General features: G+C 49.8%; 17 protein-coding genes and 1 tRNA gene. 3 read left to right on the forward strand and 15 right to left on the reverse strand.

Going from position 1 to position 20,395, the window contains the following annotated elements; all coding sequences use genetic code 11:
* Nucleotides 1-8 precede the first annotated feature (8 nt).
* The 6 genes from plsX to NSB25_RS06260 all read right to left on the reverse strand — a co-directional run bounded on the left by plsX (nucleotide 9) and on the right by NSB25_RS06260 (nucleotide 7,322).
* Complete coding sequence (gene plsX, locus NSB25_RS06235) at nucleotides 9-1,019, reverse strand: phosphate acyltransferase PlsX (RefSeq protein WP_103238616.1); 1,011 nt, start codon at nucleotides 1,017-1,019, stop codon at nucleotides 9-11.
* A gap of 201 nt (nucleotides 1,020-1,220) precedes the next feature.
* A complete protein-coding gene (gene rpmF / locus NSB25_RS06240; protein WP_103238615.1) occupies nucleotides 1,221-1,400 on the reverse strand; it encodes a 50S ribosomal protein L32 in 180 nt (59 codons plus the stop codon).
* Nucleotides 1,401-1,402: 2 nt separating this feature from the next.
* On the reverse strand, nucleotides 1,403-1,921 hold the full coding sequence (locus tag NSB25_RS06245; protein ID WP_172454979.1) for a YceD family protein: 519 nt from the start codon (nucleotides 1,919-1,921) through the stop codon (nucleotides 1,403-1,405).
* A gap of 174 nt (nucleotides 1,922-2,095) precedes the next feature.
* Nucleotides 2,096-4,318, reverse strand: coding sequence for an ABC transporter ATP-binding protein (locus tag NSB25_RS06250; protein ID WP_103238612.1), 2,223 nt, complete (start codon nucleotides 4,316-4,318; stop codon nucleotides 2,096-2,098).
* Nucleotides 4,319-4,346: 28 nt separating this feature from the next.
* A complete protein-coding gene (locus tag NSB25_RS06255) occupies nucleotides 4,347-4,925 on the reverse strand; it encodes a DUF1854 domain-containing protein (RefSeq protein ID WP_103238611.1) in 579 nt (192 codons plus the stop codon).
* A 42-nt stretch (nucleotides 4,926-4,967) separates the two neighbouring features.
* Complete coding sequence (locus NSB25_RS06260; RefSeq protein ID WP_103238610.1) at nucleotides 4,968-7,322, reverse strand: ABC transporter ATP-binding protein; 2,355 nt, start codon at nucleotides 7,320-7,322, stop codon at nucleotides 4,968-4,970.
* A gap of 447 nt (nucleotides 7,323-7,769) precedes the next feature.
* Between NSB25_RS06260 and NSB25_RS06265 the strand changes: the two genes are divergently transcribed.
* Nucleotides 7,770-8,537, forward strand: a complete 768-nt coding sequence (locus NSB25_RS06265; protein WP_103238609.1) for an ABC transporter ATP-binding protein — start codon at nucleotides 7,770-7,772, stop codon at nucleotides 8,535-8,537.
* A complete protein-coding gene (locus NSB25_RS06270; RefSeq protein ID WP_103238608.1) occupies nucleotides 8,527-9,360 on the forward strand; it encodes an ABC transporter permease in 834 nt (277 codons plus the stop codon). The genes NSB25_RS06265 and NSB25_RS06270 overlap by 11 nt, the downstream gene beginning before the upstream one ends.
* A 110-nt stretch (nucleotides 9,361-9,470) precedes the next feature.
* Here NSB25_RS06270 and NSB25_RS06275 read toward each other — a convergent pair whose 3' ends face one another.
* Both NSB25_RS06275 and NSB25_RS06280 read right to left on the reverse strand, forming a co-directional pair.
* Complete coding sequence (locus NSB25_RS06275) at nucleotides 9,471-10,154, reverse strand: DUF2461 domain-containing protein (protein WP_103238607.1); 684 nt, start codon at nucleotides 10,152-10,154, stop codon at nucleotides 9,471-9,473.
* Nucleotides 10,155-10,169: 15 nt separating this feature from the next.
* The gene (locus tag NSB25_RS06280) at nucleotides 10,170-11,021 is read right to left on the reverse strand and encodes an RNA polymerase sigma factor (RefSeq protein ID WP_103238606.1); all 852 of its coding nucleotides are present in this window, start codon (nucleotides 11,019-11,021) and stop codon (nucleotides 10,170-10,172) included.
* Nucleotides 11,022-11,254: 233 nt separating this feature from the next.
* Between NSB25_RS06280 and NSB25_RS06285 the strand changes: the two genes are divergently transcribed.
* Nucleotides 11,255-11,327: transfer RNA gene (locus NSB25_RS06285), tRNA-Thr, on the forward strand.
* A gap of 98 nt (nucleotides 11,328-11,425) precedes the next feature.
* Here NSB25_RS06285 and NSB25_RS06290 read toward each other — a convergent pair.
* The 7 genes from NSB25_RS06290 to NSB25_RS06320 all read right to left on the reverse strand — a co-directional run bounded on the left by NSB25_RS06290 (nucleotide 11,426) and on the right by NSB25_RS06320 (nucleotide 20,376).
* Nucleotides 11,426-12,328: a mechanosensitive ion channel family protein gene (locus NSB25_RS06290; protein ID WP_242982329.1), complete on the reverse strand. Its 903-nt coding sequence runs from the start codon at nucleotides 12,326-12,328 to the stop codon at nucleotides 11,426-11,428.
* 79 nt (nucleotides 12,329-12,407) lie between these two features.
* Nucleotides 12,408-13,307: an ABC transporter ATP-binding protein gene (locus tag NSB25_RS06295; RefSeq protein ID WP_330406060.1), complete on the reverse strand. Its 900-nt coding sequence runs from the start codon at nucleotides 13,305-13,307 to the stop codon at nucleotides 12,408-12,410.
* On the reverse strand, nucleotides 13,297-13,971 hold the full coding sequence (locus NSB25_RS06300; protein ID WP_103238605.1) for an ABC transporter ATP-binding protein: 675 nt from the start codon (nucleotides 13,969-13,971) through the stop codon (nucleotides 13,297-13,299). The genes NSB25_RS06295 and NSB25_RS06300 overlap by 11 nt, the downstream gene beginning before the upstream one ends.
* A gap of 76 nt (nucleotides 13,972-14,047) precedes the next feature.
* Entirely contained in the window at nucleotides 14,048-16,891 is a 2,844-nt protein-coding gene (locus NSB25_RS06305) for an ABC transporter permease (RefSeq protein WP_103238604.1), read from the reverse strand.
* 12 nt (nucleotides 16,892-16,903) lie between these two features.
* On the reverse strand, nucleotides 16,904-17,995 hold the full coding sequence (locus NSB25_RS06310; RefSeq protein WP_146039987.1) for an efflux RND transporter periplasmic adaptor subunit: 1,092 nt from the start codon (nucleotides 17,993-17,995) through the stop codon (nucleotides 16,904-16,906).
* Nucleotides 17,982-19,094, reverse strand: a complete 1,113-nt coding sequence (locus tag NSB25_RS06315) for an efflux RND transporter periplasmic adaptor subunit (RefSeq protein ID WP_103238602.1) — start codon at nucleotides 19,092-19,094, stop codon at nucleotides 17,982-17,984. Before NSB25_RS06315 ends, NSB25_RS06310 begins: the two co-directional genes overlap by 14 nt.
* Nucleotides 19,095-19,194: 100 nt before the next feature.
* Entirely contained in the window at nucleotides 19,195-20,376 is a 1,182-nt protein-coding gene (locus NSB25_RS06320) for an efflux RND transporter periplasmic adaptor subunit (RefSeq protein WP_103238601.1), read from the reverse strand.
* Between the last annotated feature and the right edge of the window lie 19 nt (nucleotides 20,377-20,395).

Genomic DNA, 20,395 nt, shown 5'->3' on the forward strand with positions numbered 1-20,395 from the left:
TCCTTTCCTTAATCCTCAAGAACCATCTGTTCTTTGATTTTTTGATTTATTTTCTGTTCCTTAAATGCAATACATTGCAAAACAGAATTTCGAATTTCAATGGCCTTACTGCTTCCGTGGGTTTTAACTACCAGTCCGTTCAACCCCAGCAGCGGCGCTCCGCCGTATTCCTCCGTGCTGAATCCCTTCAGCGTCTGCTTCAGAGCGGGCTTCACCAGCAGCGCTCCTATCTTGCTTCTCAGGCTGCTCATCATCCCGGCCTTGATCTTCTGAATCAGGGCTCCGCTGACTCCCTCCAGCATCTTCAGTACCACATTCCCCACAAAAGCTTCGCAGACCAGCACGTCCGCCGCTCCCATGGGAATATCCCTGGCCTCCACATTGCCCACGAAATTGATCTCCGGGCAGTTCTTCAAAAGAGGATAGGCTTCTTTCGTCAGCGCGTTCCCCTTCTCTTCCTCCGCGCCGATATTCACCAGTCCCACTCTCGGATTCTGAATGCCAATTACACTTTCCATATAAACAGATCCCATCTTGGCAAACTGCAGAAGCTGAGAAGGTCTGGCATCCACATTGGCGCCGCAGTCCAGCAGAAGACTCACACCGCTGACATGCGGAATCACAGGGGCAAGAGGCGGCCTCTCCACACCCTTAATCCGGCCCACAATAACCTGACCGCCAACCAGCACCGCTCCGGTACTTCCTGCCGAGACAAAAGCGTCGCACTCTCCGTTCTTAACCATATACATGGACTTTACAATAGAAGAATCTTTCTTCCTGCGGATTGCCATTACCGGAGGTTCTCCTGTCTCAATGACATCCTCCGCATGTACTATTTCCATCTGCTCCGGGGGATAAGTATATTTGTTCAGCTCTTCTTTTATCACAGGCTCCCGGCCTACCAGAAATACCTTTACCCTCCTGTCGGCATTTACCGCGTCTACCGCACCTTTGACAACTTCCCCAGGCGCATTGTCTCCGCCCATGGCGTCTACCGCCACATTTACCATCTCAGCCATCCGTTCTTCCTTCCGTGATTGGACTTCCTTTCAGTTGTTTACAGGCATTTTATATTCCATATTTTACTATAATAGAATCTGAAATAAAAATCAAGAATTTTTTCACATAAGAAAAGGGCGTCCTTCAGAACGCCCTGGCTCACTGCCGGCATCTAAATGTCGACCGCATGTCCACTATGCAATGCACAAACGATCCTGTCTTCAGTCAACATTTATAACCTGCTTCTTGTTGTAAGAACCGCAGGCTTTGCACACTCTGTGCGGTACCATAAGCACGCCGCATCTGCTGCATTTTACCAGAGTGGGAGCACTCATTTTCCAGTTTGCTCTCCTCTTATCCCTTCTGCTTTTGGAAGATTTATTCTTAGGACAAATAGACATTGTTACACCTCCTTATTCTTGAAAATATCTTGTATTACTGCCATACGGGGATCCGGAACAAATGTATCGCATCCGCAGTCCCTCATATTCAGATTCTGCCCACACACAGGACATATTCCCTTGCAGTCCTCTCTGCACAGAATCTTCACAGGCCAGTTAATCAAAATCTCATTGCGCACGAAAGCTTCCGTATCCAGCTGATACCCCTCTGTCAGAGCCACTTCGTCCTCGGCCTCCGTAGGCTTTCCTCCCGGCATCAGAGCAACACGGTCAAATTCCAGCTTCAGTTCCACCGGTACCTCCGTCAGGCATCTGTCGCAGCCCGCCTGAAGGGTCAGTTCCATGCCTCCCTCAATCTTCGCCCTGCCGGGACCGGCATTCGTAATCACGAGAGACACGGGAGTCCGCCCTGTAATCTCGAACCTTTCCCCTCTGCACTCAAAAACGTTCATCTCAAGAGGTATCTCTTTTTTCAGCTGCATCCCTTCGGATGTCAGTACATCAGATAAATTTACAAACATAATGACTCCTGGGGACATTTACACAGCCTGTATCCCTGATAGACATAGTGCGCTTCACATACTGCTTCATTATAATCTGGTTCATATGCTTTGTCAATATCTTTTTCCCATGATTTTCTAATCTTATTTTCTGTTCCTTTTCCGCCACAACGGCCCTGATACTTCCCGGAAATGTCACTTTCCCTCTGCCATCTGCAGCTGGGCTGTCACCAATCCGTAATAGATTCCCTTCTTCTCCAGCAGTTCGTTGTGCGTGCCAATCTCGGCGACACCGTGTCTGTCGATCACCACAAGCCGGTCCGCATTGCGCAGGGTGGAAAGCCGATGGGCTATGGCAAACGTCGTCCTGCCCTTCACAAGCCGGTCCAGGGCCTGCTGTATCAGGAACTCGCTCTCCGTATCCAGCGCCGATGTGGCTTCATCCAGAATCAGCAGCCTCGGATTGTTCAGGATTGCCCTGGCAATGGCAATTCTCTGGCGCTCGCCGCCGGAAAGGTTATAGCCGTGCTCACCCACATAGGTATTATAGCCGTCCGGTGTCTTACAGATAAAGTCATGGGCGTTGGCCGCTTTCGCCGCCTGGATCACCTCCGCAAGGGAGGCATCCTGCTTTGCAAACCGGATATTGGCAAGAATGCTGCCGGAGAACAGAAAAGTCTCCTGAAGCACTACGCCGATCTGGGAGTGCAGACTTTCCGTCTTCACCTTTCGGATATCCACGCCGTCTATGGTAATCCTTCCCTGGTCCACATCATACAGTCTCATGATCAGATTGATCAGCGTGGATTTTCCCGTGCCGGAAGCGCCCACCAGGCCGATCATCTCCCCGGGCTTCACCTGAAAGCTGATATTTTCCAGCACCGGCTCATAAGTGTGATAACCGAAAGAGACATTCTCAAAAGTAAAAGCACCTTTGACAGGAAATTCCCGGCTGTCATCGCTGTCCGCAATCACAGGCTCCTCGTCCAGCACATCGTAAATCCGGTTCAGACTGGTAATCATCTGCATGACCATTCGTGGCATATGTGTCATCCAGCTCAAAGGGCCGAACAGATAGCCGCAGTAGGTGATAAACTGCACCAGCTCGCCCAGAGTCATCCTGTCGTTCAGCACGTCCATACCGCCGAAATAGACGGCAATATAGGAGCCGGCCCCCATCAGAAAGGTCACAATGGGGAAGAAGACCGCCCAGAAGATTTCGTTCTTTTTATTGATAGCGGCAAACTCTTCCGTCTTTTTCTGAAAGCGTGCCGCTTCCTTCTCTTCCTTGCCGAAAGATTTGACCACCCGCATTCCGGAGATAATGTCCTGGAGATTGCTGGCCAGATCATCCGCCTTCAGCCACTGTCTGTGGAAAATACTGCGGATATGGTGCCAGAATGCTTTGGTGACAACAAATACCACCACCACAAACACCAGCGAGAACAAAGTCATTTTCCAACTGATCATAAACATGACAACCAGAGACACTGTCATGGTCAGCAGAGTGGAAAACATTTCTCCGAATACCTCTTCCATAAACCGGCGTATCTGATTGGTATCCTGGGATACACGGTTCAGCAGTTCCCCCGGCTTCCGATTGTTGATAAAGGAAAGAGACAGGGTCTGTATCTTGTAATACAGGCTGCGCCTCATGGACATGCTCAGGGACGTTCCCAGGGCCATACAGTGCCAGAACCTGTACACTTCCAGCAGAATACGAGCCACCAGCATGGAAAACGTGACACCCACAAAAATCCACAGTTCTTTCCATCCGCCGTTTCCTGTGGCCAGTACGCCGTCGATAAACTGCCGCTGGATCAGCGGGGTAACCAGATTTACAATGGTAATCAGCACCATGATCAGAGAAATTACCAGCAGCTTTCCCACATATTCTCCGCAAAGTGACATAAATTTTTTGAGAATGTCCGCTTTCCCCTCACAGTAGGGACATTTTCTGGTGCCCGGAAGCGCACGGCCGCATTTCTCACAATATTTCTCATATTCCAGACTGACTATTCTTTCCGGTGTCTCTCCCTTTCGTCTGGCTGTGAGAATCGCCTGCGCTCCCCGGACCGCATATGCGGCCCGGACAATATGCCTCATGGAAAAACGCGCCGCACAGACGGACAGTCCGTCCTTCTTCACCACAATGACAATCCCGCTGTGCACCTGATGCTCACATTTGATTTTCTCACAGTCATCCAGCAGAAACGAAGCGCTCACTTTCTCGTCCTCCAGCACCAGAAAGCGTTCCTGAGTCACCACAAGCCAGATTTTGTCCGCATATTGTTCCCGCACCCGCATCTTTCCGCCGTCATAATCCAGATCTGTGGGCACACAGTACTGCGGCTCCTCTCCGGGCTTCAGCTCCAGAGCGGCCCTCTGACTGTCACTCAAAGTATATAATAGTTTCATAAATTTCCAACCCTTTCACCCATATAAACTAAATAAAGAGATCCAGCTTTTTCCTCTCTATCACACTCAGCTGGTAGAAATCCGGTATCTCATAACGGTTCCCGTCGATATCCGTCACCAGCAGTCTGGAATCACTTAAGTGAATCACCGCGTCGCCGCTCATCTGCGTGGTAAAACGGCAGGCTCCGAAGGTTGTCATCACATTCCAGTAAGCATGCCCGTACTCATCCCTCACATCCATCACTTTGGTGATGGCCGGCATAAAGTAACGCAGCTTAATCTGCTCCCGAAGCATTTCCTGCTGCTCTTTCGGAAGCTGTGACAGCTTCTCTATCATGCCAATCTCCTTCGCCTTCTCGTCCGCCTCCCGGATGGAAATGAATTCCTCCGGATTGGTCAGCGGGAACGTCAGATAGACTCCCACTCTGTCATATTCTTTCTCTTTTGTCTTCAGCGAGACAAATCCGCCGGCCGTCCTGGCAAACTGCGCGTTTTCTCCGGTGAGAAAACGCATCTCCAGAAGTTCCTCCGATTCCTTCCTCAGAGCCTCCTCGTCAAATTCTTCCAGGTCAAGCAGGTCAACCCTTGTATTCTCCTGTCCTTCCATCTATTTTACACACCTCCATAATCAACATTTATGTTCTCTGTCTTACTCGATTCCCCGCATGGCAAGCGCTTTGGTCTGCAGCTCGCTCAGTTTGTAATAAGTCCCCTTCTGCGCCAGCAGCTCTTCATGGGTCCCCGATTCTGTCAGCCTGCCGTCATCCAGCACAATCAGATGTGTGGCGTTGCGCAGGGTAGAGAGTCTGTGGGCTATGGACAGCACTGTTCTGCCCTTCTCCAGCTTCTCCAGGGATTTCTGGATGGCAAGCTCCGTCTCCGTATCCACCGCCGAAGTGGCCTCGTCCAGTATCAGAATTTTAGGGTCCGCCAGAATCGCCCTGGCAATGGAGATTCTCTGCTTCTCTCCCCCCGACAGCGAGCGGCTGGAAGAGCCCAGCAGGGTGTCATAGCCCTCCGGCATCTTGCAGATAAAATCATGGGCGTTGGCCTGGACGGCAGCCCTGATGATTTCCTCCCGGGTGGCCTCCGGCCGTGCGTAGGCGATATTCTCCGCCACAGTCCCCATGAAAATGTAAGTCTCCTGGGACACCATGGCCACATTTTTGCGCAGTTCACGGAATCCATACTGTTTTACATTGACACCGTCCACCAGCACTTCCCCCTCCTGGGTGTCATAGAGCCTGGATATCAGGTTCACCAGAGTGGACTTTCCCGCTCCGGAACGTCCCACAATGCCGAACACTTCGCCTGCCTGTACATGAAAACTGATATTTTTCAGAATGGGCTTATTGGCTTCGTACCCGAAGGTCACATCCTTCAGCTCGATTTCGCCTCTCAGTTTCTCAGGTCGTAAGGGATTGGGCATTTCCTTCACTTCCGGCACCGCATCAATGATCTCAAACATACGCTGCGCCGAATTCATGCACTGGGTATACCAGCGGATAATTCTGGACATGAATTCCAGCGGCCCTCTCAGCTGCCCCACATAGCCGGAAAAGGTCAGCAGCATACCCAGCTCGACATTGGATCCTCCGATAATCATGGCACCGCCCACAGCCCACACCAGAAAGCTGATGGCGTCCTCCACGGAACAATACAGCGCAAAAAATTTATTGTCATAGCGGACCAGATCCATCTCCGCTGTCTTCACCTTTCCATTATTTTTGGCAAACCGGGTCATCTCCTGTTCCTGCTGTCCGAATGCCTTCACCACCCGGGCTCCTGTAAAGTTCTCATTCATCTGCCCCTTCAGACGGCGGTTGGCCCTGTGTCTTTTGCCGTAATAGTGCCACAGATGGGGTATCATGCGATAGCTGATAACCACCAGCACAGGCATCAGAATCACAGAAACCAGCGCCAGCACGGGATTCAGCATGAACATAATCACCGTCGTGGCCAGTATAGTCCCCGCATTGATGAAAAAGTAAGGAATTCCGTCTATAAAAAAGACCGCTATTTCTTCCGCATCATCCGACACCCTGGTCATCAGACCGCCGGTCTGCCGCTTGGAATAGAAGCTGATGGACAGCCTCCCCATGGAGCCGAACACCTGACTTTTCAGCTTTGCCACCACTTCCGGCGCAATCTTCGCCGTCAGCACTCCCTGCAGAATCCCCAGCGCCTGAATCAGTACTTTTGCAACGATCATGGCAAGTACCAGTACAGTAAGCGCCGTCATAAAGCGGCCCGCCGGAATGTGTAAAAACGCCAGAAAGGCCTCGTCCTTTGCGAGAATTCTATCATAGAGAATGGTGCCGCTTAAGTACGGCCATACCAGATTCAGCGCCGCTGTCCCCAGATAGCAGAGCATCATCACCACAAGACATTTTTTGTAAGGTTTGAAATACGACAGAACCCGAAACAAAATGGATTTTTTATCCATACATTTGGGACAGATCTTCCTCTCCTGATCAGGATAAAGCATACCACACTGAGGGCAGCATTCCTTCCCTTTCTGTATATCCAGATCCTCTTCCGATATCTCTTCTCCTTTTTTCAGCTTCTGCGCCAGACTGCAGACCTTTAAAAAGGATTCCATCCTGGTATTGGAAAAATGGCAGAGATTCCGCTCCACACCGTCAATTTCCCCCAGAAGCACACCTGTGGAAACCTGCCGGATCACCTCTGTCTTCCCCACTTTCTGCAACTCAAATATCTGCAGTGCCGGCTCCTGTGCCAGAGCCGCCCGTTCTCTGGAAAGGGATTCCTTTCCCGCCGTCCTCCCTTCCGTAATCTGCCAGCCTCCATAACCGCCGAAGCGATACTCTTCCTTTTCCCGGTAGGGATAGGCCGCCAGCACCAGCTTTTCCGCAGTCAGCGCCACAATGGTATCCGCAAACCGATACTCACTGTCAAAGTCAGCCATGGCGGCGAAAATAATTTCCTCTTTGGAAATTCCGTATTTCGCTGCCACGCTGACAAAACTTTTTGGTAAATTCATTATTACACACCCCCTGCCCGCATTTGCGGACTTTCATTCCATTACTCCGTTTTTAATGACTCAACTCTCCCCGTACCCATAACGACAAAAAAACCATGGCTCCTGCAGGCAGACAGTCATGGTTCACTTCATCACTTTATGTTGGCAGCACACAAAAACTGCCGATGAACTAACTCAATCTACGGTACTGGGAGGCGTTATAAAGTCGATTCTGAATTGTAATTCCCTGTCTTCCAACCTGATCTTCATCTTTCTGCCTCCTTTCCTTCTTATTTTTGAATGACCTTTTCCAGTATACTCATATTTACAGAAGAATGTCAACCCCTTTTTCCTAAAAATTTACAAATCTGACTGTTCAAAGTCGAACCCCTTTGCAATTTTTTCATACATTATGATAAAAGCAAAAAGGAAGAAAGTCCGAAAAAGCCGGACTTAAAAGATATATCCATGCAAAGTATCCTGGAGTTAAAAAATATCGGCTATTCCTATCACAGTCTCCACGGGGAGACCAGGGCTTTGAAAAATATTTCCTTCGGTGTCCGGGAAGGCGAATTTGTGGCCATTGTAGGGCCCAGCGGATGTGGAAAGTCCACACTGCTCTCCATTATAGCCGGCCTCCTGGAGCCGGAGGAGGGCACCATCATTGTAAACAATCCTGACGGTACCCTGCACTATCCGAAGATTGGCTACATGCTCCAGAGAGATCATCTCTTTGAGTGGCGCAGCATCTATCGCAATGTAATTCTCGGCCTGGAGCTGAATCACTGTGTGACCAGGGAGCGCCTGGAAGCGGTGGAACGCCTTCTGGCAGACTATGGGCTTGACAAGTTTCGAGATAAACGGCCCAGTGAGCTGTCCGGCGGAATGAAGCAGCGTGCCGCCCTGATCCGCACCCTGGCTCTGGAGCCTCAGCTTCTGCTTCTGGATGAGCCCTTCAGCGCGTTGGACTATCAGACAAGACTGTTCGTATCCGCAGACATCTGCCGCTTAATCAGAGCCGCCGGAAAGACCATGATCATCATAACACACGATTTATCGGAGGCCATCAGTCTGGCGGACAGAATTATTGTCCTGTCCGGCCGTCCCGCCGTCGTCAAAAACGAAGTATCCGTAAAACTGACTCTCGCGGATACCTCTCCTCTGGCCGCCAGAAATGCTCCCGAGTTCCAACAGTATTTTAACCTGCTATGGGAGGACCTGACACATGAAAAATGAACGGAAAAATAAGAAAAAGTCCGGCGCTGAACTGACCAGACAGGAACAATTCGTCAGACAGCACAGAAGACATCATCATGAAATTGCATCCTGGAGAACTGTGATTTTCGTATTCTTTCTGATTCTCTGGGAAATCAGCGCAGACATGAAATGGATTGACAGCTTTTTCTTCTCCAGTCCCAGCCGGGTGCTGCGCTGCTTTGCCGAACAGTTAAAAGGCAATTCCCTGCTCTCTCACATCGGTGTCACCCTTTTTGAGACACTTTTCAGCTTCCTGCTGGTATTGCTTTTCAGCCTTCTGGTGTCCACGCTTCTGTGGTATTCCAGAAAGCTGTCGGAAATCCTGGAACCCTATCTGGTAGTCCTGAACAGTCTGCCCAAATCCGCGCTGGCTCCTCTGTTCATCGTATGGCTTGGCACCGGAACCAAAACCATTATCGTTGCAGGCATATCCGTGGCTGTCTTCGGCTCCATCATCAGCTTTTATACCGGCTTCCAGCAGGTCGACGCGGAAAAAATCACTTTGATATATACTCTGGGCGGCAGTAAACGTGACGCTTTCTTCCGGGTGGTGCTCCCCGGCTCCATTCCCATTCTGCTCAGCACGGCCAAGGTAAATATAGGCCTGGCTCTGGTAGGCGTCATCATCGGAGAATTCCTTGCGGCAAGGCGCGGCCTGGGATACCTGATTATCTATGGTTCCCAGGTATTTCAGCTGGATATGGTCATCACCAGCATCATTATCCTCTGTCTCATCGCCCTGGGTCTCTATAAATCCATCCAGCTCATCGAACACAGAATCAAAATTCAGTTTAAAATGTGAGAGCGCTGTAACGGGCTCAGAAGCGGCATAAAGTACTGTTTCCCGCCGCTTCCGAACCCGGGAAACGGATCTATCCGAGACCATTGCCCGGCCCTTTTCCGTCCTTTCTGTCACCTTGCGGGCATCTGAAAGTCCGCCAGCGCCCTGTTGAGATAATCGTTAAAAGGTTTCATAATTCGGAAAAGTCCGGCCGCCTTTGCGATAAATGCATCCGCATCTCTCAGTTCCCGGTCTCTCAGGGGATATTCCAGATACCAGCTCTTAAATTTCAGATATTCCGCCTGGGGATGTTCTCTCTCATATCCGGCGGGAACCTTTTTCAACGCAGTTCCCTGGACTGTGAAATATTTCTCAAATTCCGGCTCATGTATGATCGCTTCCCATGCTTCCCCATTCTGAAGGATATAATCCCGTATCATCGTCGTCGCATCCTTAAACATGTCAGCAAACAGGCCGCCGCCTAAAAAAGACTCTCCTCCGGGCTTTATCATAAGATAATACCCCACGGGAACAGGTAATTTGCCCCTGGAGGAAATATGGGCGCGAAACGCAGGATTATAGGGAGACTTGTCATGGCTGAAACGGGTATCCCTCACAAGTTTAAAGGTAAGATCACCCGGATTGTTCTGTAAAATGCTGCTGTCAAATTTTCCGATTTCCAGCATCAATGTCTTTAATAATTTTTCAAACTCGGCGTTTGCCTTTTTATAGTCCTCTTTATTCGCATGATACCATTCGCGGTTGTTATTCCTGCTTAATGCGGATAAATAATCCATTATAAGCTGTGTATTCATCGTCTGTCTTCTCCTTTACGATTTCTGAATGATAGAAAGCTGCATGGAACCTAAAAATTCCCGGATGAGATGTCTCGTACGTTCAGGAGACTGATAGGGCTTACAGAATGAAAAATCCTGTGACAAATCGTCAATCTCTTCCATGGCATTTTTCACATCCACTATGGTCTGAACGGGGATTTCCTCAGCAGTCATATAATCCAGCTGCAGCGGGTTGAGCCGATGGCTTTGTATCGCATAATTCACTCTGTCCTTACATTTACATCGGCCGCTGCCATATTCTCCGCAGTACTGTCCAAGAAAGTCCGCCATTTTTCTGCGTATCCGGGAGAGTCTCTGGCGATATGCTTCCGGGGTCATCTCCAGAATTTCTCCCGCTATGCGGCTGTCAAGCTTAAACATCGTACCCAGTATAAAAATACATCTGCTTTCTACATCAAGACATTGCAGCATCACATTGGTACAGGACATTTTCAGTTCTTCCGCCAATATATTTCTCTCCACATTCTGTGTCAGATCCGGCACATTCTCTATTTCGGCGTTTTCTATATCCTCTCCATAATACGCAAAGCTCAACGGGCAGTGTGCAAACATATGCTTTTTATAATTTTTCAGATGATTCACCCCAATGCTGAACACCCACGTTGTAAAGGAACTGTCCCCTCTGAAGGAGGACAGATGCGTAATCATTTTCAACAGTATGTCCTGAGTGGCATCCTCCGCATCTGCAAATGTGCCCAGCATCCGCAGTGATAAATTGAACACAGTGTCCTGCACACCTGCAACAAGCGCTTCAAGGGCTTTTTTATCCCCTGCTGTGGCTTTACTGACCAGATCCTGTAATTCCTCATTTGTTTTTTTATTCATGGCTTTTTACCTCCTGAGTTATTAGACAATGTTCTCCTGTCTGTGTGACAGAAAAATATTAAAAATATTGCATGAAAAAAACCGGAAAAACAGTCAAAAAAAGTTACTGCTCCTGATCTCATAATGAACCATTAAAAGAAATTTTTTAAGATTGAAAAAAACAGTTGAAAAAAATTTAAAAGTCTGTATAATAATATCTAGTTGTGATTCAACAAAGCAGCAGATTGTTATATGCTTCTGTGGCTCAGTTGGTAGAGCGATTGATTCGTAATCAATAGATCACGGGTTCGAGTCCCGTCAGAAGCTTTTTAAAATGACGAAAATCCATAAAGCATGGATTTTCGTTTTTATTTTTGTTTCTGGATTTTGCTGTTCTTATTGCATCCCTTGTCTTAGTTCCTTTTCTACGCTTTCCCTTCATCCAGATGTACATCCAGCTGGTTATAGGGAATTACAATTCCGTTTTCATCCAGACTGAGCTTACAGTTCTCTGTCACACGCCATTTACCCTGCCAGAAATCCTCCTGCCGAAACCAGCACCTGACGCCCAGCTTCACACAGGAATCAGCCAGTTCATCCACGAACACAAGCATGTCTCTGTCCTTTAAAACGGCCTCGTCCGTCGTCAGCACAAGAAGCAATACTTCCTTTGCCTTCTTCAGATCTGCACTGTAGGAAATTCCCACAGAAATATCCATACGCCGCACCTCCTGGGTAGTCACGTTTACCAGGCTGTTATTGGCCAGATTTCCGTTCGGCAGAATCACGGTCTGGTTGTCAGGGGTCAGGAGTTTCGTGTAAAATATCTGGATTTCCGTGACAGTTCCCTCCTTTCCCGAGTAGCTCTCCCTGATATAATCCCCTACCCGGAAAGGCTTCAGGGCCAGAATCAGCACACCTCCGGCCAGATTCGACAGACTTCCCTGCACCGCCAGACCGATGGCTACACCTGCCGACCCCAGCACTGCCACCACACTGGCTGCATCCAGTCCGAAGGAAGATGCCAGAAACATCACCAGCAGCACATACAGTGTGGCTTTGACAAAAGAATCCGCAAACTGAATGACTCCCAGCTCCGCACTGGTTTTCTTCATGGCATTTTTCAGCATCCGACGGACAAATTTAATAAGATTCACGCCGATCAGGAAGAAGACCAGCGCAAGCAAAATACGCAGACCAAGATTAAAAGCCTTTTCAGGAAGCAGGCTTATCCATTCCCTGATCACATCGGGCTGCATTTTCTCTCCCACTTCCTCCATAATGTTTCCGGTAATGCCTTCTGCCGCCAATTGACATATCATCCTCATTTTTCAGCCCTTCCCATCCCTGTCTCTCTTCTTCCCGCCGTCTGCCTTTACGCTGTCCGGCCTTCTGCTTTTGCTTTTCCTATCCGTTTTTCACACTGTCCTCTTCCGGCGAACCGATGACAATCCTTCCGTTCTCCAGTTCCATGCGAACCCTGTTCCCCTTAATGCCGATATTCTCCAGAAATTCTCTCGGTATCTGAACACGCCCTGCTTTATCCAGCACGGCATACTCGTTGTGGGCCTCCTCGAACATGCCGATAGCGTCCAGCTTATCGGCGTAACTCTGCTTTATGACCATCTCACTGCTGGTCTTACCATCCCGGATCGCCACCACACGGCTCACCTTTTTGGACAGCATCCTGTCATGAGTCACAATCACAATGGTCAGTCCCAGATTCTTATTCAGTTCCCGGAAAACATCCAGAATATAATTGCCCGTTTTGGTATCTACCGACCCGGTAGGTTCGTCCGCCAGCAGGATTTTCGGATTGTTGGCCAGTGCAATGGCAATGGCAATCCTCTGCTGCTCCCCGCCGGACAGCTGGCTCAACCGGCTGTCCTTCCTGTGGCCCATTCCCACCATCTCCAGCAGTTCCAGTGCCCTGTCCTTCTGCCGCTTCCCATTGGTAAAGCGCATGGGCAGACGGACATTTTGCCAGGCACTCAAATAGGGAATCAGATTCCTTGCATTATTCTGCCACACAAAACCCACAGTATTCCGTTTATATTCCACCAGTTCCTTCTCGTTCAGTTTAAACAGGTCTCTGCCATCCACAGTCAGTTTGCCCGCAGAGGGGCGATCCAGTCCGCCCACCATATTCAGGAATGTGGACTTACCACTGCCGCTGTTGCCGATAATTGCCATGAGCTCCCCCACGGCAATATTGAGTTCAAGTCCCTGGAGCGCCAGGACTTCCAGATCCTTCGTCTTGTAAATCTTCACCAGATTTTCACAAATAATGATATCTTCACTCAACAAACTCACCGTCCTCCAGCTGAAATACCACGTCTCCAATCTCCATCAGCCCCGTGTCATGAGTCGTCATGACAATTGTCACCCCTTCCGAAGACGCCAGATCCTTAAAAATTTTTACCACCTGAAGCCCCGTATTGGTATCCAGCTCTGCTGTGGGCTCGTCTGCAAATAAAATCTCCGGCCTGTGGGCAATGGCCCTGGCAATGGCGACCCTCTGCTGTTCCCCGCCGGACAATTCCTGGGGCAGATGATGCAGTCTGCTGCCAAGTCCCACTACTTTCAGGCACTCCTCCACCCGCTCCCTCCGATTGCCCTTATATCCTGCCATCCGAAGAGCAAATTCCACATTTTCACAGGCAGTCATCATAGGAACCAGCGCCACGGACTGAAATACAAATCCAATCCTGTTCCTTCGAAGACGCCCTCTCTCTTTTTCACTCATCCTGGTAATATTGCTGCCCTGAAAGAACACATCCCCCTCTGTGGGATAGTCCAGTGCACTCAGAATATTCATCAGAGTTGTCTTACCGGAACCGGACCGGCCTTTTAAAATGGCAAGCTGTCCTCCGGCAATTTCCAGATCCAGCCCCTTCAGCGCCCAGAAGGTATCACCTCCTGCCACAGGAAAGCCTTTTTTAATTCCTTTTGCCGCAATGATTCTTTCCATACTCTTTCCCCCTGCCAGCGCATGAACAATCCAATGAACGAATACAGGTCCATAAGAATGCCTGCTCTGTTCACACTCAATCCTCTCCCAGCTTCAACGCCTGAGATATCTTAATCTTCGAAATCAGCCAGCCCAGAATAAACATACAAATCAGTATCGCCGGCCCGATCACCGCAAACAGTCGCACATAATCGCCGCTTTCACTGACAATCTCAAGCGGTATCACCTGATCCGCCGAGCTGTAGGCAATCTGAATCAGAGGAACAAACAGTCTGGACGTCAGCATCCCCACCAGGATTCCGGCAGCGACAGACACACCTGTGATAAAAAGCTGCTCATTGACCAGCATGGTCAGCACTTCCCGCATGGACATACCCATGGCACGGAAAATGCCGAACTGAAGCGTCCTGGACTGTATGGACAGAATCCAGTAAATTAAAAATCCAGTGATACACAGCAGCAATACACAGATAAACCCTATCGTCAGGATTCCGTTTGTCCCCTGGAAAATCGGATCGTTCTTCAGTTTAATGATCTCTGCCGCGGTATCCAGAAATAGTGCATATTTAGTCCCCGATTCTTCAGCGTAATCATACAGGAACTGTGATGAGCCCTCTGTCCTGATCCATATCTGATAAGGAATCACTCCCCAGGAAGACTGCAGCTGCGACAAATGCGCCACAATCAGGAAATTATCCATCTCCGCATAAAGTCCGTCCCTGCCCATAGACCGTATGACAGGCGCATAGGATGGCCAGTAGTCTACAAATCCATAAATGATTCCCCTGGTGCCGTCTCCATTTCCATTGGTATAATTCAGAACATCTCCAACCTCATAACCATAGAGCCGCTGAAAATTGGAAGAGACCAGAATCGCCCGGGAATTCTGAGATATGGCATTCAGATATCCGTACCAGTGGGCAGGAAGAAGGGAGTCCTTGAACCAGGCAGTCTCTCCGAATTCCTTCGTATGAATGCCCATCAACATGGCATTGTTGATTCTTCCGCCTTCTACAGATACGCTCACCTCTCTGTCAATGAGAACCTTCGTGACACTTTCTACCCCGTCCAGCATCTGATACTTTCCAAAATCCGGTTCCTCATAAATCAGCTCCAGCTGACCTGCCATCCCTCCGTCATCGGCTCCATTATAGAGCAGCGCACTATTGTCCTTCCAGACTTCCCGGAGCACCACGTCCGCCCCCATGGAGTAGCGAATCTTTTCCTCCGCATTGGCATTGATGGTCCGCGCCGCCTGGGCATTGAAAATCCCCATGGCCAGGGTCAGAATCAGAAAGACCATAAAAAACCCCTGATTGTTTCTGGTCCTCAGTATTCTCAGAAACGAAACGTACAGAGACGGCGGCCACCAGCGCTTCCCCAGCAGAAACAGAATCCGCATCAGCAACGGAAAAAGTCTGAAAACCAGCAGACCTGCTCCCACCATAAACAAAGAAGAGCAAAAGTACAGGATCGGATCCAGCGATGCACCTTCCAGAACCTTTTGCATAAGATACTCTCTCTGTTCATAGTATTGGTAGAGACCGTACAGGGACACCCCCAGCAGAATCACATCCAGAAACAGCTTCTGCCACCAGGGACTTCTGCTTTTACGATTTTTTCCACGTTTGTGGGCCACAATATTGACATTGGCATACCGGATCACCGGCAATACCATGGTACAGGCGGAAAAAAACGCTGCCGCCCCGGCAAACATCCAGACTTTCGGTCCCGTCTCCACAGACAGCGCCGCCCTTTTCACGAATTCCAGAAAGGAATTAGACGCGCCCAAAAGCCTGCACATCAACACTCCCAGAGGAATTCCGCCGGCCAATCCCAAAATGGAAATCACCAGACTTTGCAGCAGATAGATAAACACAATCTGCTTCCTGTCCGCGCCGCGGCTTTTGTAGACCGCAATCTCGTTCTGCTCCATCTCCAGTATCTGTCTTGACACCATGAAGATAAATGCTGCCAGCAATATAAAAACCGGTGTCTGCAAAATCAGGATTGTAGTATTCAGCTTCTGAGCCTGCAGCAAAAAAGCTTCCAACACCGCTGTAAAATAGACGGAATGATTGAATCCCATGTCCTCAAAAGCTTCCGCATAGCGATCCAGCACATCCAGATACCGCTCCGCCTGGTCTCCCCGCATCCGGGCATAATCCAGGGTCATATACCACTCCATGTTGAAGCTCTCGCTCATCCGTTCTTCATTGGCGAATAATTCCTGAAACAGCGTCTCGTCCATCAGGCACACATCGCGCCATGTGGTGGGCCATGACACCCAGTAGACATCCTGGGGCATGCTGTTCTCAAAAATTCCCGCAATTCGAATTCGATATGGATTCCCCGACGCATCTGTCAGCCTTGTCAGTTCCAGCTCCTCCCCCAGCAGCAGGTTCTGCTCCACGAAAGTCTTCTCACTGACAATGACATCAAAGGTATGTCCGTCCAGCTCTCCGGAATACATTTCTCCATTCACAATCCTGAGATGGTCCATCTGGTCCGAATAGGAAGCTATCCTCAATGTCAGCTCATTTTTCCTGTTCTCTACCGCCAGTTCATGCAGGGCTTTCACATTATTCATATAGCGCTGTGTCACCGAATAAAGCGCAGGCACACCCAATTCTGCCTGCAGCTCCTCCATCATCCGGCCTGCCCGGAGAACTTTGCTGAACTCCTCTTCCTTTTTCTTTCCGAGGACTGTGTTATAAGCTCCCCGCAGGACAATCAGCCCCGGGTAGATATTCTTCTCCACATAATAGTCGCTCAGATTCCGTGTCAGAGTCCGCTGCAAAATTGCCCGGGAATACATAGGGCTGGCTGCCGCAATGGCTATCATCAGCAGATTGCCGATCAAAAGGCTGATAACCATCCATTTCCTGCTCTCAATTCTGCGGAAAACAAAACTTAACATGCATTCTGCCCCCTAATCTGCAATCACAGTCTGCCCCTCAGTAAGACCATCCAGAATCCATATTTCCTTCATGTTGGTCAAACCAGGCACAATATAACGCTTCTGCACCATATCTTCCTCCAGCACATAAACATAGCTCTTTCCTTCTTCGGAATCCACAGCACTCCGGTCCAACAGCAGTACCCCCTGCAGTTCCTCCGAATTATACTGATACTGGAGTGAAGTCTTCAAATCCTCCTGGGAGATCTCCTCATACAGCTCGATCAAAGCCACAGTTCCCGGCACTGAAGCAGGCAAAACTGCCGGCACGGCAACCACTTTTCCCACATAGGTTTTTCTCTCATTTTTCTTGCCTGCCTCCACAACCACATCCATATTGTAACGCAGCGCATCAGCCCCATTGTCAGCCGCAAGATAAAACCGGTCTGTGGCATGCATGGTAACCAGAATATTGTCCGCCGTCATCAGATCTCCCGGATTATAGAATGTCACACTGTCAATTACGCCGTCAAAAGGTGCGAACAGGGTATCGTTCCCGGCCTTCTCCTCAAGTTCTTCCAGAGACTTCTGCAGCCTGGCAATTTCCCTCTCCGACTGGTAAACAAACTGCTCATATTCCGTCTCCATTTTCTCTATTCTGAGCTGAGCAATCCGCAGCTCATGATCCCGCAGTCCTTCTGCATCTTCTCTGGCCTCTTCTATGGCGGAGAGACGATCTTCTCTCCCAAGTCTGAGAGCTTCTGTCTCTCTCGCAAGAGACAGTGTCATTTCCTCTCTGTCAGCCCTGCTCACCTCGATATCAAAGGTGGCAATGGCATCTCCTTCCCTGACTTCCTCCCCCTTTTTCACCAGAATTTCACGGAACCTGGCAATGCTGTCCTCCTCCCAGCAAAGTTCTGCGGTGATTGGATAGTACACGTGCAGTGAGCCTCCTGTGGTTCTTAAGTATTCCCCTTCCTGCACCTGTATTGTTTCATAGTTGGCCTGTTCCGGAGCAGGCAGTTCCTCACTGTACCACGTCTGTTCCTGACCGCTGTCGCCGCACCCGGCAAGAATCACTGCCGTAAGCAGTGACACAGCTGCCATTATCCTAATCTTTGACATAGACCAGCTCTCCTTCCTCAAGTCCTTCCAGGATTTCCACCTTTGTGTCCGTGGTCATGCCAGTCTTCACATTGCACCGCGTCCGTGTGCCATTCACCTGTCTGTAGACATATTGGCCGCTTCCATCCTGGTATAAAGCATTTATCGGGATGGTCAGCACATTCTTCCTGTACGACTGGTAAAGCATAACCACCGCAAACTGGCCCGCCTGAAGGACGCCTTCCCGGGCATCGACGGAAAACTGCGCCCGCATCTCCTCCCCGTTTAACGCCATCTGTATCATCTCACTTTTTTCATATGGGATGTAACTGATATCAAATTCCTGATCCAGAATTTTTGCATAGACTCTGTCCGCACTTTTTACAGTCGACTCCGAAACATAATCCGTGAGCAGCCTTAAACGGCTCTCATCCGCTATATAGATTACAGGCGTATATCCCTGTATGGCATCTCCCCTTCTGATCTCGCTGACATAGACGATTCTTCCGCTGCAGGGGGCCACAATCTCATTCTTCCCCATCTTTTTCTGCAGCGCCCCCAGAGAGGCCTGTCTCTTTTCCAGCTCCAGACCCCGCAGCTGTCTGGTCTGCTCCAACGCCAGCTCCAGCTCCTGAATCTCCAGCTCTTTCACTGTGCTCGTAGGTCCGAAGTCACCCAGTTCCCGCATGATTGCCAGCTCCTCCCTGGCAATCGCTATGTCCGCTTCCGCCAGTCGGTCACTGAATTCCCCCTGGCGCACCAGAGCATCAATCTCTTCCTCCAGGATCTCTATCTGCTCCCTGAGCTGCTCTTCACTTAAGACAGCAAGGACCTGACCTTCCTGTACCATATCTCCTGTGGTGACATAAACGTCTTCCAGACAGCCATCCACAAGAAAGTGCAGCTCCTCCGTATAGGGAACCACCTCCCCTTTATAGATGGAGATCCGGTATATATCTCCGATCTGTGCCCTTGCCACATCCATCTTCACATCCACAGGCTCCAGAAGCTCCGGCACCCCTTCCGCAGATAACGCTCCGGAATCCGCTTCTTCCATTTTGCATCCTGTAATTCCCATAAGGAGAAGCAGAATTATCATCAATACCGTTTTCTTCTTCATTTCTATTCCAGTTCCGCACGCGCTCTGTCAATGCCTGACAACACCAGAAGACCGGTATACACATGCTGGTTTCATTTTTAATTGAAGTCTTTTCGTCAGATTACTCCAGGATAACGCTGTCGCCTTCTGTAAGGCCGTTTATTATCTCCACAAAATCCCCACTCTCCAGGCCCGTGGTGACTTCCTGTCGGATTCTTAAGCCGTCTTCATCCAGCATATAGACAAACTGCCTTCCATCCGCCGTTTTTATGGCCTTTTTATCCACATATGTCACATCTTCCCGCTGGTCCAGAATAACATGTACATTTCCACTCGCCCCATTTTCCAGAGTCGGATCCGGCTGAAGCAATTGAAGATAGGCGACAGGCTCACTGTCCTCCTGAGACTGTGAAAGCCCCAGTTCCGTTGCCTCCACCGCCTGAGCCGGATACTCCTTTCTATTACACAGAACGGTCACCTGCATGCCCGCCGTAAAGTACCGGGCGTCCTCCCCCTTCACAGTGAACACCACCTTGTCCAGATCGGCAATCGTGATGATGTTCTTTCCCTTCACAGACCGCTCTCCCTCTTTTACCTTCTGGACATGTATGACTGTCCCGCTGATCCCGGCATATATCTGCCGTTCCCGCAGCTCTTCCTTCAGCTCCCTCAGTCTGAGTTCCCCGATGTACACGGAATCTGCCATCTCCTGCAGCTGCTTTTCCTGCGCTTCCCGGATGTCGTCCTCCTGCGCTTCCAGTTCCAGCTTCTGTATCAGGGTCTCATTGGCCTGATCTATAAATGCGCTTTTCTCTTCCTTCTGACCGGCAAGCTCCGCCTTTACCATCAGCCTGTCTATCCGCTCATCCATACCTGCTATGGTGGCATCCTGTCTGGCCAGCTCCAGTCTCTGACTCTCCGGAAGATTTGCCTGACGGATCTGCATTGCCCTCAGCGCATATTCCCCGTCGGATATCTGCTGCGCCAGATTACCCTTTTCCAGCTCCGCCAGCAGATCGCCTTTCTTCACCAGATCTCCCTCGCTGACATATATCTTATCTATGTACAGGCCACCCAGCGAAAAGCTGTACATTTCCTGTCTGGCCGATGCATACACGCATCTGACTGTTTTTTCCAGGATTATGTCTCCCCGCATGACTGTGGCCTGCCGATATTCCTCTGCCTCATAAGAACGAATGACCGGAGCCGCCGGAAGTTCCTCCTCCTGCGGCATAATTCCACAGGCTGCCAATCCAACAGACATGGCCACAATCATAAGCGCCCATAGCAAATTCCTGCGCATCAACCATTCCTCCTCGCGT

Source organism: Acetatifactor muris (assembly GCF_024623325.1).
In the GTDB taxonomy this organism is placed as follows: domain Bacteria; phylum Bacillota; class Clostridia; order Lachnospirales; family Lachnospiraceae; genus Acetatifactor; species Acetatifactor muris.